The 14,535-nt window shown below is 68.0% G+C and carries 13 protein-coding genes; 7 read left to right on the forward strand and 6 right to left on the reverse strand.

Annotation, left to right across the window (positions count from 1 at the left end; translation table 11 throughout):
• Positions 1-208 precede the first annotated feature (208 nt).
• From dnaE to OG555_RS29750, 4 genes are all read left to right on the forward strand, one after another.
• Positions 209-3,757 (forward strand): DNA polymerase III subunit alpha, encoded by a 3,549-nt coding sequence (gene dnaE / locus OG555_RS29735; RefSeq protein ID WP_329475856.1) that lies wholly within the window; start codon positions 209-211, stop codon positions 3,755-3,757.
• A gap of 175 nt (positions 3,758-3,932) precedes the next feature.
• A complete protein-coding gene (locus tag OG555_RS29740) occupies positions 3,933-4,574 on the forward strand; it encodes a hypothetical protein (protein WP_329475857.1) in 642 nt (213 codons plus the stop codon).
• A gap of 46 nt (positions 4,575-4,620) precedes the next feature.
• Positions 4,621-6,444 (forward strand): DUF3352 domain-containing protein, encoded by a 1,824-nt coding sequence (locus tag OG555_RS29745; protein ID WP_329475859.1) that lies wholly within the window; start codon positions 4,621-4,623, stop codon positions 6,442-6,444.
• Positions 6,445-6,531: 87 nt separating this feature from the next.
• Entirely contained in the window at positions 6,532-6,903 is a 372-nt protein-coding gene (locus tag OG555_RS29750) for a VOC family protein (protein ID WP_329475860.1), read from the forward strand.
• Here the strand turns inward: OG555_RS29750 and OG555_RS29755 are convergent.
• Positions 6,894-7,661 (reverse strand): SDR family NAD(P)-dependent oxidoreductase, encoded by a 768-nt coding sequence (locus tag OG555_RS29755; protein WP_329475861.1) that lies wholly within the window; start codon positions 7,659-7,661, stop codon positions 6,894-6,896. The genes OG555_RS29750 and OG555_RS29755 overlap by 10 nt on opposite strands.
• A 17-nt stretch (positions 7,662-7,678) precedes the next feature.
• Entirely contained in the window at positions 7,679-8,398 is a 720-nt protein-coding gene (locus OG555_RS29760; protein WP_329475862.1) for an SDR family oxidoreductase, read from the reverse strand.
• A gap of 102 nt (positions 8,399-8,500) precedes the next feature.
• Between OG555_RS29760 and OG555_RS29765 the strand changes: the two genes are divergently transcribed.
• From OG555_RS29765 to OG555_RS29775, 3 genes are read left to right on the forward strand one after another with little or no spacing between them, the layout of a single operon-like run.
• The gene (locus OG555_RS29765; protein WP_329475863.1) at positions 8,501-9,382 is read left to right on the forward strand and encodes a LysR family transcriptional regulator; all 882 of its coding nucleotides are present in this window, start codon (positions 8,501-8,503) and stop codon (positions 9,380-9,382) included.
• A gap of 25 nt (positions 9,383-9,407) precedes the next feature.
• Positions 9,408-10,421: a serine hydrolase domain-containing protein gene (locus tag OG555_RS29770; RefSeq protein ID WP_329475864.1), complete on the forward strand. Its 1,014-nt coding sequence runs from the start codon at positions 9,408-9,410 to the stop codon at positions 10,419-10,421.
• Positions 10,375-10,566, forward strand: coding sequence for a hypothetical protein (locus tag OG555_RS29775; protein ID WP_329475865.1), 192 nt, complete (start codon positions 10,375-10,377; stop codon positions 10,564-10,566). Before OG555_RS29770 ends, OG555_RS29775 begins: the two co-directional genes overlap by 47 nt.
• A gap of 17 nt (positions 10,567-10,583) precedes the next feature.
• Here the strand turns inward: OG555_RS29775 and OG555_RS29780 are convergent, their stop codons facing one another.
• The 4 genes from OG555_RS29780 to OG555_RS29795 form a co-directional block, all read right to left on the reverse strand.
• Complete coding sequence (locus tag OG555_RS29780; protein ID WP_329475866.1) at positions 10,584-10,931, reverse strand: dihydrofolate reductase family protein; 348 nt, start codon at positions 10,929-10,931, stop codon at positions 10,584-10,586.
• A 332-nt stretch (positions 10,932-11,263) separates the two neighbouring features.
• The gene (recQ, locus tag OG555_RS29785) at positions 11,264-13,099 is read right to left on the reverse strand and encodes a DNA helicase RecQ (RefSeq protein WP_329475867.1); all 1,836 of its coding nucleotides are present in this window, start codon (positions 13,097-13,099) and stop codon (positions 11,264-11,266) included.
• A gap of 58 nt (positions 13,100-13,157) precedes the next feature.
• The gene (locus OG555_RS29790) at positions 13,158-13,586 is read right to left on the reverse strand and encodes a VOC family protein (protein ID WP_329475868.1); all 429 of its coding nucleotides are present in this window, start codon (positions 13,584-13,586) and stop codon (positions 13,158-13,160) included.
• Positions 13,583-14,422: an AraC family transcriptional regulator gene (locus OG555_RS29795; RefSeq protein WP_329475869.1), complete on the reverse strand. Its 840-nt coding sequence runs from the start codon at positions 14,420-14,422 to the stop codon at positions 13,583-13,585. Before OG555_RS29795 ends, OG555_RS29790 begins: the two co-directional genes overlap by 4 nt.
• Positions 14,423-14,535 lie beyond the last annotated feature (113 nt).

The following is a 14,535-nucleotide window of genomic DNA, read 5'->3' on the forward strand; positions in this document are numbered from 1 at the left end:
TCCCTCCGGCTGGGGCGGATGGAGGGCCTGCCTCGCCGGCCAGTTGCCGCGGCCGGCGGGGCACGGCAACTGGTGTGATCGTGGTCTGGTCCACGACCGGATATCGGGCGGCCGTGGGACTGGCCGGAGCGGCGGTTGAGAGACCGTCCATGGCGCCGTTTAGGCTGGCTCAGTCCCGCTCACACACGCCCTGGGAGGTCCGCGTCGAATGGCGTCCAGCGACAGCTTCGTGCACCTGCACAACCACACCGAGTACTCCATGCTGGACGGTGCCGCGCGGATCGACGAGCTGTTCAAAGCCGCAGCCGAGAAGGGTATGCCGGCGCTGGCGACGACGGACCACGGGTTCGTCTTCGGCGCGTACGAGTTCTGGCGGACCGCGCGGAAGTACGACGTCAAGCCGATCATCGGCTGCGAGGCGTACCTCACGCCAGGAACCCACCGCACCGAGCGGCGCAGAGTCAAGTGGGGGGACGCCAGTAACAACAGCAGCGAGGATGTGTCGGGCGGTGGCTCCTACACACACATGACCCTGCTCGCGAAGAACACCGGGGGCATGCACAACCTCTTCAGGATGGCCTCGCTGGCCAGCCTCGAGGGCTACTACTTCAAACCTCGGATGGATCGGGAGCTGCTGCAGACTTACGGCCAGGGTCTGATCGCGACGACCGGGTGCGTCGGCGGGGAGGTGCAAACCCGGCTGCGACTTGGCCAGTACAAGGAGGCCGTCGCGGCAGCCGCCGAGTTTCGGGACATCTTCGGCGCAGAGAATTTCTACTGCGAAGTGATGGATCACGGTATCGACATCGAGCGGCGGACGCAGGAGGACCTGCTCCGACTCGCCAAGGACCTCAACCTGCCGCTGGTCGCGACCAACGACCTGCACTACACGCACCAGGAGGACGCCCCCGCGCATGCCGCGTTGCTGTGCGTTCAGTCCGCATCGACCCTGTCGGATCCGAACCGGTTCAAGTTCGACGGCCAGGAGTTCTACCTCAAGGCGCCGGAACAGATGCGCGAATTGTTCCGGGACCTTCCGGAGGCGTGTGACAACACGCTGCTGATCGCCGAGCAGTGCGACGTCAGCTTCACCGAGGGCGAGGGCCGGTTCATGCCGCGGTTCCCCTGCCCGGACGGCCACAACGAGGAGTCCTGGTTCGTCGCCGAGGTCGAGACCGGCCTGCACAAGCGCTATCCCGGCGGCGTCCCGGACCACGTCCGCAAGCAGGCGGAGTACGAGATCGAGGTCATCACCTCGAAGGGCTACGCGGGCTACTTCCTGGTCGTCGCGGACTTCATCAACTGGGCCAAGGAGCACGGCATCCGGGTTGGTCCGGGCCGTGGTTCCGGCGCCGGTTCGATGTGCGCGTACGCGATGCGGATCACCGATCTGGACCCGCTCCAGCACGGCCTCATCTTCGAGCGCTTCCTGAATCCGGAACGTATGTCGATGCCCGACTTCGACATCGACTTCGACGACCGCCGCCGCCCCGAGGTGATCCGCTACGTCACCGAGAAGTACGGCGACGACCGGGTCGCGATGATCGTCACCTACGGCACGATCAAGGCCAAGCAGGCGATCAAGGACGCCGGCCGGGTGCTGGACTACCCGTTCGCGATGGGCGACCGGATCACCAAGGCGATGCCCCCCGCGGTGATGGGCAAGGACGTGCCGCTGTCCGGCATCTTCGACCCGCAGCACAAGCGGTACTCCGAGGCGGGCGAGTTCCGGCAGCTGTACGAGTCCGACCAGGACGTCCGCAAGATCGTCGACACCGCCCGCGGCCTGGAGAACCTGAAGCGCCAGTGGGGTGTGCACGCGGCCGGCGTGATCATGTCCAGCGAGCCGCTGATCGACCTGATCCCGATCATGCGCCGCGAGCAGGACGGCCAGATCATCACCCAGTTCGACTACCCGAGCTGCGAGACGCTCGGTCTGGTCAAGATGGACTTCCTGGGCCTGCGCAACCTGACGATCATGGACGACGCGATCAAGAACGTCGAGGCCAGCCGCGGCATCACGCTGGACCTGGACGTGCTGGCCAAGAGCCTGGACGACGCTCCGACCTTCGAGCTGCTCGGTCGCGGAGACACGCTCGGTGTGTTCCAGTTCGACGGCGGCCCGATGCGGGCCTTGCTGCGGCTCATGAAGCCGGACGGCTTCGAGGACATCTCGGCCGTCGGCGCGCTCTACCGGCCCGGCCCGATGGGCGCGAACTCCCACACCAACTATGCGCTGCGGAAGAACGGGCAGCAGGAGATCACCTACCTGCATCCGGAGCTGGAAGAGGCGCTGACGCCGATCCTCGGCCCGACATACGGCCTGATCGTGTACCAGGAGCAGGTGCTGAAAATCGCCCAGGAGCTGGCCGGCTACAGCCTGGGCAAGGCGGATCTGCTCCGCAAGGCGATGGGCAAGAAGAAGAAGGAAGTGCTCGACGCCGAGTACGTCGGCTTCGAGGCCGGGATGAAGGAGAACGGCTTCAGCGCCGCGTCGATCAAGGCGCTGTGGGACGTGCTGGTCCCGTTCTCCGACTACGCGTTCAACAAGGCACATTCCGCGGCGTACGGTCTGGTTTCGTACTGGACGGCGTACCTGAAGGCGAACTATCCGGCGGAGTACATGGCCGCCGTCCTGACGTCCGTGAAGGACGACAAGGACAAGATGGCCATCTATCTGAACGAGTGCCGCCGGATGGGCATCAAGGTGCTGCCGCCCGACGTCAACGAGTCGGACTCGAACTTCACCCCGGTCGGCACCGACATCCGTTTCGGCCTGTCCGCGATCCGCAACGTCGGCGTGAACGTGGTGGCCGAGATCGTCGCGGCCCGCGAGGAGAAGGGCCGGTTCACCGACTTCGTCGACTTCATCGACAAGGTGTCGCTGCCGGTCTGCAACAAGCGGGTGATCGAGTCGCTGGCGAAGGCCGGCTCGTTCGACTCGATGAACCACGCCCGGCGTGCGGTCGTCGCGGTGCACGAGCAGGCCGTCGACGAAGCGATCGACCTGAAGCGGAACGAGGCGCACGGCCAGTTCGACCTGTTCTCGATGGGCGACGACGCCGACGAGGGCGAAGGCAACAGCCGGCTCACCGTCACCGTCCCCGAGATCGAGGAGTGGGACAAGGCGACCAAGCTCGCGCACGAGCGCGACATGCTCGGTCTCTACGTGTCCGACCACCCGCTGTTCGGTGTCGAGCACGTGCTCACCAACGGCAGCGACTGCACGATCGGTCAGCTGCTCGCCGACGAGGACCGGCCGGACGGCACCCAGGTGACGATCGGCGGCCTGGTCACCGCGGTCCAGCGGAAGGTGAACAAGCGCGGCGACATCTACGCGATCGTCACCATCGAGGACCTCGAGGGTTCGATCGAGGTGATGATGTTCTCCTCGGCGTACCAGCTGCACGCGCACCTGCTGAGCAACGACGCGATCATCTTGATGAAGGGGCGGCTGCGTCGTCGCGAGGACCGGGTCGAGCTGAGCGGCTCCGAGGTGATCGTGCCGGACCTGACCGAGGGCCCGAGCGGTCCGGTGGTGATCACGATGGCGGAGAACCGGTGCACTCAACCGGTGGCAGATGGTCTCCGTGATGTGTTGCGGTCACACCCGGGAATGACCGAGGTGCACCTCCGGCTGCAAGGTCGGCAGAAGACGACGGTGCTGCGGATCGGCGATCAGTTCAGAGTCACGCCGACCGCCTCGCTGATGGCGGACCTGAAGGCGCTCCTCGGCCCGTCCTGCCTGGCCAGCTGAGGATCACGACCGAAAGGCGGGAGAGCTGAGCGAGGGTGGCCGGGGTGATGCCTGATGTGCTCCTGGAACGGCCCGAGCGCCGACGCGACTAGAACTTGGGTCTGAGGGAAAGCGCGCAAGCGCGCCGGAGCGGGGCGGTGGGGTGCGGCTACCGGGCATGGGCCACACTGTCGAGGTGAGTCAACCAGTGCAGCCGTCGTTGCCACAGCAGCCCGGGCAGCCCTCGCCGTATGCACCCCCACCTGCAGGTGGGCCCTTTGGTACGCCGGCACCGCCGGAGCCGGAGATGCCGTGGGCGAAGGCGATCGTGGTGACCGTCGTGGTGTTCCTGGCCGCCGGTGTGGTGGCCGGGTGGGCGTGGCAGCAGTTCTCGCCGCTCGCGCAGTACACCGTGGACGAGAACGGTGGAGCGCTGGGGGAGGAGCAGATGACCCGGATCTTCGGTCCGGATGGCACGTTCACCGCGATCGGGTTCCTGGCCGGGCTCGTGCTCGGTGGGGCGCTCTTCTGGTGGCTGCGGAACTACGGACCGTGGTCGGTCGCGATCGTGACGCTCGGCGCGTGCCTGGGCTCCGGCATCTGCTGGGGTGTCGGCATGCTGCTCGGCCACGATCCGCTGCAGCCGCGACTGCAGGCGGCCAAGCCCGGTGATCTGATCTCGGCGCCGCTCGAACTGCACATCTGGACTCCCGCCGCGGCCTGGCTGATCGGTGCCGCGCTGGCGTGCGCCATCCTCGCGGCGACCACCTGGCGGAGCGAGCCGGTTGCAACCACATCGCAACCTGCCGCGTCAGAGCCTGCACCACCGGTGCAATAGCCTTTGCCAGTCCGGTGGGTGAGGCCACCGGCCAGCGAGGGAGCATATGTCCGACCAGAACACCCCGCCCACCCCGCAGTACCCGGGTGCCGGCGGTCCGCAGAACCCCCAGAACCCGTACGGCCCGCCGCAGGGTCAAGGCCAGAACCTGTGGCCCCAGCCCGGTCGGCCGCAGTACCCGCCGCAGCCCGGCCCGCAGCAGCCCGCTTACCAGCAGCGCCCGCCGCAGCAGGGTCAGCCGCAGCAGGGTCAGCCGTACGGCGGACCGCAGCAGCCGCACGGTGGACCGCAGTACGGCCAGGGTGCGCCGCAGTACGGGCAGCCGGGTCAGGCGCCGTACGGACCGGCCGGTGGGCAGGCGTCGTACGAGCAGTTGCACGTTGGTGGGCAGCCGCCGCAGGGGCCTGGATACGGGCAGCCGCAGTGGCAACCGGAGCCGAAGAAGAAGCGCGGCAAGGTGATCCCGCTGATCGCGGCGCTGGCCATGGTGCTCGTCGTCGCGGGTGGCGGAATCTTTGCCTACGGCAAGCTCAAGGGCGGCGACCAGCCGTCCGCCGTGCTGCCGGGCACCGCCGTCGCCTACGCCCGGGTCGACCTGAACCCGTCGGCCGGCCAGAAGGTCGCCGCGATCCGCTTCCTGCTGAAGTTCCCGTCGGTCAAGGACAAGCTCGGCCTGACCGGTGAGAAGGACGACCTCCGGCAGAAGCTGTTCGAGCAGATCAAGAAGTACGCAGGCAACGACCTGGCCGATGTCGACTACGACAAGGACATCAAGCCGTGGCTCGGTGAACGCGCCGGCATCGCCGCGCTCCCGCCCGCCAACGGCAAGGACGACCCGGTCGTCGTCCTCGCGGTCCAGGTGAAGAACGAGGGCGAGGCCACCAAGGGCCTCGACAAGCTGTTGGCGAACGAGGACAAGAAGCCGGGTCGCGCGTTCAGCAACGGCTACGTGCTGCTCGGCGACGACCAGGCCACCGTCGACAAGGCCGTCGCCACCGCCAAGGACAACCCGCTGGACAAGAACGCCAAGTTCAGCTCGGACATGGACAAGCTCGGAGAGCAGGGCTTCATGTCCGCCTGGGCCGACATGAAGGGCATCGCCTCGATCTCCGGCAAGGTCGACTCCGCGGCGCTCGGCGGGATCGGCGACGCGAGCATGGCCGCCGCGCTGCGGTTCGACGCGTCGTACGTCGAACTGAAGGGCATCGCGCAGGGCGACAAGAGCATCAAGGTGAACTCGGCCGACGCCGGTGACCTGATCACCAAGCTGCCGGACAGCACGGCCGGCGCGGTCGCGGTGTCGGGCGGCGAGAACCTGGTCGACACGATGTGGCAACAGATGGACAAGGCGTCCAACGGCAACATCAAGCAGCTCACCGAGCAGATCAGCGAGGAGACCGGCCTGACGCTGCCGGACGACCTGAAGAGCTTGCTGGGCAAGAACCTCGCGGTCGCGATCGACAAGGACAGCGCGAACGGCCCGAAGATCGCGGCCCGGATGGAGACCGACCCGGCCAAGGCCGAGCCGGTGGTGGAGAAGCTGACCACCCTGCTGCACGAGCGGAGTTCGGCCAACGTCCCGATCGAGACGGCCAAGGACGACGACACGCTCGTCCTCGCCACCGACAAGGACTACGCCGAGCAGGTGCTCAAGGGCGGCAACCTCGGCCAGTCCGAGAACTTCAAGCAGGCCCTGCCCGACACCAAGGGCGCGGTGACGGTCGGGTACGTCGACTTCGAGGCGGCGGGCTCGCTCAGCCCGCGGTTCAGCTCCGACAAGGACCTGGCGGCCCTCCGCTCCGGCGGTTTCGTGGCCCGCTCCACAGGCGACGGCCAGGCGGAGTTCTCCCTGCGGGTCGTCGCGAAGTAGGACTTCTTCGGCCGGTGATGTCGAAATCGGCCGGACGGCTTCTACCTCCTGGGTGAAAGCACCTTTTCACCCAGGAGGAGAACCACGATGAACCACTTCACTGGCATTCGGACCGTCGGCGTACCGGTCACCGATCAGGATCGGGCGGTCACGTTCTACACCGAGACGCTGGGGTTAGAGCTGTTGATGGACGCACCGCTGCCGCAGTTCGGCGGCCGGTGGATCGTGGTCGCGCCGGCCGATGCGGCCACGAGCATCGCCCTGGTGCCGGCCTCGGAGGAGAATCCGGCCGGCGTCGACACCGGCATCCGGCTGTCGAGCCCGGACGCGCCGGCGGCGCACAAGCACTTCCTCGCCGCAGGGATCGACACCGGCGAACTGCTCGAATGGCCGGGTGTTCCGCCGATGTTCAGCCTCCGCGACCAGGACGGGAACAGGCTCTACGTGTCTCAGGAATGACCCGGCATCGTGATCCCCGTGAGCGAGGCGCAGGCGTCCAGGAAGGCTGCCTGCACCTCGGGATCCGAGGCGGCCGGGTGCGTCCGGTGAGGCTGCAGGTGGTAGTAGTACCCGCCGCTCGGTGTGCTCGGCGCGGTGGCCAGCCAGACCTGCGTCAAGTGTCCTTGGCTCAAATCACCGGGCGCACCCCGGCCACCCATCTTGGTCGGGACCCAGCCCGGATCCACAGCATTCGATCGGACCTCGGGCCACAGCCGGGCTACCGCGAAGGCCAGGATCACGTCGTACAGCTTCGAGTCCGAGTACGCCTGCGCCCCACGCCATCGCCGCCGGGTCCACTGCAGATCATCGAGTACGACGTCACCGCCCTCGTGCATGCCGGAGCTCAGGTAGATCAGCCGGTCCGGCCGATCGATCAGGGCGGTCAGCACGTACGGCGCCAAGGCGTTGACCGCGAACACGTGCTCGAGCCCGTCGACCGTCTCGATCCGCGCTTCCTGGTAGCCGACGGCCGCGTTGTGGATCACCACGTCGAACCGCCCCGACTCGTTCGCCTGCTGGGCCACCTCCCGCGTCGCCGCGATACTCGCGAGATCGCCGATCAGCACGCCCGAGGCCTTGGGCCGTGCGGCGGTGGCGTCGGCGGCCCGGGCCTGGTTGCGGGCATGGAGTACGACGTCGTGCCCTTGATCGATGAGCTCGGAGGCGGCCAGGTGCCCCAGGCCGTCGGCGGATCCGGTGACGAGAATGCGTGCCATCTCTTCAGTCTGCCGTGTCAGACGAGGACGTGGCCGCCGTCGACCGTGAGAATCGTGCCCGTCGCGTAGCCCTGGTTCATCAGGTACACGTAGGCCTCGGCGATGTCCGTGACCTCGCCGACCCGGCCGACCGGCAGCAGCCGCGATGTCTCGTCGTACAGCGTCTGCTGGTCCTCGACGGACAGGTTCGACCACAGTGGCGAGCGGACCACGCCGGGCTTGACCGCGTTGACGCGCAGCGGTGCCAGCTCCACGGCGAGTGCGCGGACGAGGGAGTCGACCGCCCCGCAGATGCTGGCCGCCACCGACCAGCCCGGGTTCGGACGATCGCCTGCGGCACCGCTCGTCAGTACGACGGAACCACCCGGGCGGATCTTCGACGCGGCAGCGCTGACCGCACCGAGGGCGCCGAAGTAGCGGAGCTCGAACGCCTTGCGAGCCTGGGCGAGATCCATCGACTCGACGTCGAGCAGGGTGAGCGACTCACCCGCGGTGTAGACGAGGTGGTCGAACGCGTCGAGGCCATCGAAGAAGGCCTTGACCGCCACGGGGTCCGTGAGGTCGACGGCCTGGCCGGCTGCGGTCGTGGGGAGGGTGTCCAGCGCGCGCTTCACGGACTCGTGGTTGCTAGAGGCAACGATCACGGTCGCACCTTGGGCGGCGGCGAGGCCGGCGGTCGCGAGGCCGATCCCCGACGTACCGCCGAGGAGGACGACGCGCTGATCCTGCAAAGTCATGGAACTGCCTTTCGTGGTCGGGGGAACTCCCTTCCACGATGCGCGGATCGAGCGGTCCCGGTCCAAGACCTGTTCCGTCCGCTGTCATACCCTGAAGGTATTATGGACGTCGACCTCCGCAAGCTCAGGTACTTCGTCGCTGTCGCCGAGGAACTGCACTTCGGCCGGGCGGCGGAGCGGTTGCACATCGCCCAGCCGGTGCTGTCCCGGCAGATCCGCGCGCTCGAGGACGAGCTCCGGGCCCAGCTGTTCCTCCGCACCAAGCGATCCACCGAGCTGACTCCAGCCGGTCGTCAGTTGCTCGACGACGCCCGGCCCCTGCTCGCCTCGGCCGAGGCCGTGCGCCGGCGGGTGGCTCAGGCGGCGCGGGGACCGAAGACGTTCACCGTCGGCTTCATGCCCGGCATCACCGTGACACCGGCCGTCCGGGCCTTCGCCGCGGCGCACCCAGACCTCGAGGTCGAGGTGATCCGGACGACGTGGGACGACCAGGTGGACGTTCTGCACGACGGCCGCGCGGACGTCAGCATCGTGCGCCTGCCGATCGACCAGCAGGGGCTGAGCATCCGCCCGTTGTTCGAGGAGCCCCGGGTCGCGATGGTCCCGTCGGACCACCGGCTGGCCGGCAAGCCGATGATCGAGATCACCGATCTCGCGGACGAACACCTGCTGCAGGATCCGGACGCCGTACCGGAATGGCGTGACATCGCGGTCGAACTGCGTCGCGGCCGGCCGAAGCCGGTCACGGCGTATCGCAGCGTCGAGGAGAAACTCGAGCATGTCGCGGCGGGGCGTGGCGTCTCGATCATCCCGTTGTCAGTGGCCAGTTACTACCAGCGACCCGACGTCGCCGTCGTACCGGTAAGCGAGCTCGCCACCAACAAGGTCGCCCTCGCCTGGATCGCTTCCCGCCGCTCCCGCCTGCTCTACGACTTCGCCGACCTCGCCACCACCGTCGACTGGACACCGCGGCAGGACGGCTGAGCTCTGGTGGTGAGACCATCGGAAGATGGGGAGGTCCGCGGTCGCGGCGCTGGTCGTCCTGGCCTTGGTGGGGTGCTCGGGTGGAGGACAGGAGCCGAGCGCCGATCCGGCATCGAGTACGCCCGCGACAGTCAGCTTCCCCGACCCGGCGACGGCGCCGCTCGAGCCGGCGAAGGCCAAGGTGCTCCAGGACGCGCTGGCGAAGATCGTCGCGTTCCCGGATGACCCGTCGGGGTCCCGCGGTGCGACCGCCGCGGTCATGACCGATCGATGGAACTGGTCCGGTGCGGCTGGAGTGGATGTCCGCGGTAACCCGTTGAAGCCGGCGACGAGCATGGGGGTCGCAAGCATCACGAAGACGTTCGTCGCGGCGGAGGTGATGCTGCTCGCCAAGGCTGGGAAGGTCGATCTGGACAAGCCGCTCTCGACCTACGTGAAACACCGGCTGACCGCTAACAACGCGACCGTACGGCAGCACCTGTCGATGACGTCAGGTGTGCAGGACTACCTGCCAGGCGACTACGCGCAGCTGACCAAGGCGATCGAGGCGGCTCCGAGCAAGCACCGGACGGCTGAGGAGGCGCTGTCCTACCACACAGCGCCGGTCGGCCGGCCGAACAGCCCGTTCAGCTACAGCAATCCCAACTATGTGCTGCTCGGCATGCTCATCGAGAAGGTCACCGGACAGCCGCTTGCCACCGTGCTCCGGCGTGACCTGGCCGCTCCGGCCGGACTGCGGCACGCCGCCTTCCAGGACGGCGAGAAGCCGCAACCACCCGTGGTGGTCGACGACAGTGAGTTCTGTGGCCCGGCGAACGACGGTTACCTTCCGTGCCGCGCGTTCGCCAGCCTCTCGTCGGCGAACGGGGGGGCTCGCGGCCGACGCGCCGACGGTCGCGCGGTGGGGATACCAGCTGTACGGCGGTCGCGTGCTGCCCGCGGGCGTCGTCAGCGAAATGACCAAGGGCGAGGGGGAGTACGGACTGGGGACGATGCGGTTCTCGGAACTGTTCGGCATCGGTACGGCGTTCGGTCATAGCGGTGACTCCCCGGACCACACCAGCCTCCTGATCGTGATCCCAGCGAAGAAGGTCTCCGTCAGCGTGCTCCTTGCCGACGGCAACAGGAACGTCGACCACGCGATGGCCGAGCTGACCAAGGCCCTCCAGCCCCTGCTCAACTGAACAGGGGAGGGCGGTGCTCAGCGGCGGATGCGGTAGCGGAGGTGAGTGGCCGTCGGGGTGTCGATCACCCGCACGACGTCCAGCTCGATCTGCGCGGGTAGTACGTCGAACAGCCGGAGGCCGCGGCCGAACAGGACCGGGACCTGGTCGATCTGGAGCTCGTCCAGTACGCCGGCCTCGAGGGCCTTCTGCGCCGTGTACGCGCCGTGGACCAGGACGCCCTTGTCCCCGGCCGCGGCCTTGGCCTGCGCCATCGCGCTCTCGATCCCGTCGGTCACGAACTTCACCGTCGGGTACTTCTCGGCCCCGGGGGGGCGCCGGCTGGTGACTGAGCACGAAGATCGGCACGCCGTGGTGATCACCACCGTAGTAGTCGACCTGCTCCGCGGTCCGCCGCCCGACCAGCACCGCGCCGGTCGCGTTCAGTTCGTCCCAGATGACTTCGGCCGGCCCTTCCGGGCGGCCGAAGTCGCCGTCCGCGGTCTTGTACCACTCGTGCAACCGCAGGAAGCCGTCGCCGCCCGGATTCCCCGGGGCGTCGTTCGGACCCGCGATGTACCCGTCGACGGACATCGACATCAACAACACCGATGCAGCCATCTGCCTGCTCCTTCACTCCGTGAAGCACAGCCTGCCCGCGCTTCCTACCCTCGCGTCGAAGGCGCCGGAGCAGACTCGACATCACCCGCGACGGATTTCACTCCGGCTCGGCGAGTGCCTCCAAGACGCCCTCGCCGTACTTGGCCAGTTTGTTCTCGCCGATGCCGCTGATGGTGCCGAGCTCGGCGAGCGTACCGGGGAGGTCGGTGGCGATCTGCCGCAGCGTCGCGTCGTGGAAGATCACGTAGGCCGGAACGCCCTGCTCCTTGGCGACACCGGCACGCCACGCCCGCAACCGCTCGAAGACCGGTGCGGCCTCCGGAGCCAGGTCGGCCGCGGCCTTCTTCGCACTGGAAGACCTCGACTTCGACCGCGTTCGCTCGGCCTCGCGCCGCATCATCACCTCGCGGCGTCGGCCGAGAACCTCGCCGCTCTCCTCGGTGAGCACGAGCGTGCCGTAGTCGCCTTCCACCGTGAGCAGTCGCAGCGCCAGCAGTTGCCGGATCACGCCGCGCCACTCGGTGTCCTTGAGTTCGGTCCCGATCCCGAACACGGACAGCTGATCGTGCCGGAACTGCTTGACCTTCTCCGTCTCCTTGCCGAGCAGGATGTCGATCAGCTGACCGGCGCCGAACTTCTGGCCGCGCTCGTGCTGCAGCCGATACACCGTCGACAGCAACTTCTGCGCCGCGATCGTCCCGTCCCACGACTCCGGCGGCGTCAGGCAGGTGTCGCAGTTCCCACACGTGTCGCCGTGCTGACCGAAGTACGCGAGCAGTTGCGACCGGCGGCACTGCACGGTCTCGCACAACGCGAGCATCGCGTCGAGGTGTGCGCTGAGCCGGCGACGATGCGCGAGATCACCTTCGGACGTGTCGATCATCTTCCGCTGCTGGACGACGTCCTGCAGTCCGTAGGCAAGCCACGCCGTCGACGGCAGCCCGTCCCGCCCGGCGCGGCCGGTCTCCTGGTAGTAGCCCTCGACCGACTTCGGCAGATCGAGATGCGCGACGAACCGTACGTCGGGCTTGTCGATCCCCATCCCGAACGCGATCGTCGCGACCACCACCAAGCCGTCCTCGCGGAGGAACCGGGCCTGGTTGGCCGCGCGGGTCCGGCTGTCCAGTCCGGCGTGGTACGGCAGGGCTTCGATCCCGTTCTGCGTGAGGAAGGCCGCAGTCTTCTCGACGCTGTTGCGAGACAGGCAATAGACGATGCCCGCGTCCCCGGCGTGCTCGGTCCGCAGCAGGTCGAGCAGTTGCCGCTGCGGGTTGTCCTTCGCGACGATCCGGTACTGGATGTTCGGCCGGTCGAAGCTCGCGACGAAGTGCTTCGCGTCGCCCAGCTTCAGCCGGGTCGCGATCTCCTGGTGCGTCGCCTCGGTCGCCGTCGCGGTCAGCGCGATCCGCGGTACGTCGGGCCAGCGCTCGTGCAACTCGGACAGCATCAGGTAGTCGGGCCGGAAGTCGTGGCCCCACTGCGAGACACAGTGCGCCTCATCGATCGCGAACAGCGCGATCTTGCCCTGGTCGAGCAGTCGGACCGTCGCCTCGACCCGGAGCCGCTCGGGAGCGAGGTAGAGCAGGTCCAACTCGCCGGCCAGGAATGCCTGCTCGACCTCGCGCCGCTGCTCGAAGTCCTGTGTGGAGTTCAGAAATCCGGCCCGGACACCGAGCGCCGTCAACGCGTCGACCTGGTCCTGCATCAACGCGATCAGCGGCGAGATCACCACTCCGACACCGGATCGAACCAGCGCCGGGATCTGGTAGCACAGTGACTTCCCGCCGCCGGTCGGCATCAGCACCAGCGCGTCGCCGCCGGCGACGACCGTGTCGATGATCTCGGCCTGCTCACCGCGGAAGGCGTCATACCCGAAGACCCGGCGCAGCACATCGACAGCTTCGGAAACGGGCAGCCCGGTTGTCTCGGTCACCCCGCGAGTCTAGTGAGAACGCCCCGGCGATGCTGGGTGCGGAAGGCAAACCTGTGGATTACTGCGCGACTTCGCCGCGATAGGTCCCGACGCTCCACAGATTGCCCTCGTGGTCCTTGACGGTGAAGCCGCGCGAGCCGTAGTCCTCGTCCTTCAGCCCGCGGACGACGACCGCGCCGGCGCCGATCACGCGGCCGATCAGGCTGTCCGGGTCGTCGTGGACGAGATAGATCGACTGCGTGCGGTCGGCCAGCGCGGTGAACTCGTCCGGCTCGGACTTGGCGTCCGCCGAACCCATCATGATGCCGCCACCGAACGGCCAGGTCAGCTCGGAGTGCGCGACCGATCCCTCGGTCACGCCGGGGTACGACGCGATCAGGGTGAAGCCGAGGCCCTCGGTGAGGAACTTCAGCGCGGCCTGACCGTCTCGGTAGTGGAGTCCAGGCCAGACCCCGATCACTGCTTTCTGTTCAGTCATGCTGTTCATGCCTCCGACTCTGCGGCCCAGGCCGGGACGAAGTCTTGAACGTTTGGGAGTTCCTCGACCATCCACTGCCGCGGTGAGCAGCCGGCGATCGCCCGGAACTCCCGGGTCAGATGCGCCTGGTCGGCGTACCCGAAATGGGCGGACAGGTCGGCGAGCCGGGTGTCCGGCCGCCGGCGCAACCGGCCGACCGTGCGCTCGAACCGCAGCACCCGCGCGGCCACCTTCGGCGCGAGCCCGAACTCCGCGGTGAACCGATCCGTCAAATGCCGTCGGCTCCAGCCGACCTCGGCCGCGAGTTCCTGTACGGCGATCGCCCCGCCACGCTCGCACAGTCGCTGCCAGGCCCAGCCGAGCTCCGGCCGCACCTTGGGGGCGTCGCCGGCCCATCGCTCGAGGAACAGTCCCTCGAGCAGATCGAAGCGCGCATCCCAGCTCGGCGCCTCCCGCAGTTGGTCGATGAGCACGCGAGCCGGCCGCCCGAGTACGTCGTCGAGCCCGACCACTGTGGACGCGAGCTCGACCGGCGGCAGGCCGAGCAGGACACGGGCGGCGGCTGGGGTGAGTGAGAGCTGCACACCGGCCCGGCTGGGCGTCGCACCGACGTGGACAGCGGTCGAGTGCAGACCCCCGACGAGCGCATCGAACTTCTCGACGGGTGAGCCGGGCCAGGCGACGCCGAGCGGCTCGTCCAGGGTGATCACGAGCGTCAGGTGCCGCGACGGGAGACCGCGATGGAGGGCCGGCGGATCACCGTCGTACGCATAGCCGCTGAGGTCGCCGACGTACGGGCGCAGGGCGGGGTGCACCGGTCGCGTGTGGTGCTCCAAGCCCGCCATGTCCTCAGGCTAGAGGCGGCCGTGGACAGAATCACCCGCTCCAGAATCCGGGACCCGCGTACCGCCATCCGGACGGGCGTGGCAACATCAGACAAGTCGTCCACGTAGCAAGG

Source organism: Kribbella sp. NBC_01484 (assembly GCF_036227145.1).
Taxonomy (GTDB): Bacteria; Actinomycetota; Actinomycetes; order Propionibacteriales; family Kribbellaceae; genus Kribbella.

What these genes read in the sequence shown, in the direction of transcription:
- dnaE (WP_329475856.1), top strand. Translation starts at nt 209, where the DNA reads ATGGCGTCCAGCGACAGCTTCGTGCACCTGCACAACCACACCGAGTAC.
- OG555_RS29745 (WP_329475859.1), top strand. Translation starts at nt 4,621, where the DNA reads ATGTCCGACCAGAACACCCCGCCCACCCCGCAGTACCCGGGTGCCGGC.
- OG555_RS29750 (WP_329475860.1), top strand. Translation starts at nt 6,532, where the DNA reads ATGAACCACTTCACTGGCATTCGGACCGTCGGCGTACCGGTCACCGAT.
- OG555_RS29755 (WP_329475861.1), bottom strand. Translation starts at nt 7,661, where the DNA reads ATGGCACGCATTCTCGTCACCGGATCCGCCGACGGCCTGGGGCACCTG.
- OG555_RS29760 (WP_329475862.1), bottom strand. Translation starts at nt 8,398, where the DNA reads ATGACTTTGCAGGATCAGCGCGTCGTCCTCCTCGGCGGTACGTCGGGG.
- OG555_RS29765 (WP_329475863.1), top strand. Translation starts at nt 8,501, where the DNA reads ATGGACGTCGACCTCCGCAAGCTCAGGTACTTCGTCGCTGTCGCCGAG.
- OG555_RS29770 (WP_329475864.1), top strand. Translation starts at nt 9,408, where the DNA reads ATGGGGAGGTCCGCGGTCGCGGCGCTGGTCGTCCTGGCCTTGGTGGGG.
- OG555_RS29775 (WP_329475865.1), top strand. Translation starts at nt 10,375, where the DNA reads ATGCGGTTCTCGGAACTGTTCGGCATCGGTACGGCGTTCGGTCATAGC.
- OG555_RS29790 (WP_329475868.1), bottom strand. Translation starts at nt 13,586, where the DNA reads ATGAACAGCATGACTGAACAGAAAGCAGTGATCGGGGTCTGGCCTGGA.
- OG555_RS29795 (WP_329475869.1), bottom strand. Translation starts at nt 14,422, where the DNA reads ATGGCGGGCTTGGAGCACCACACGCGACCGGTGCACCCCGCCCTGCGC.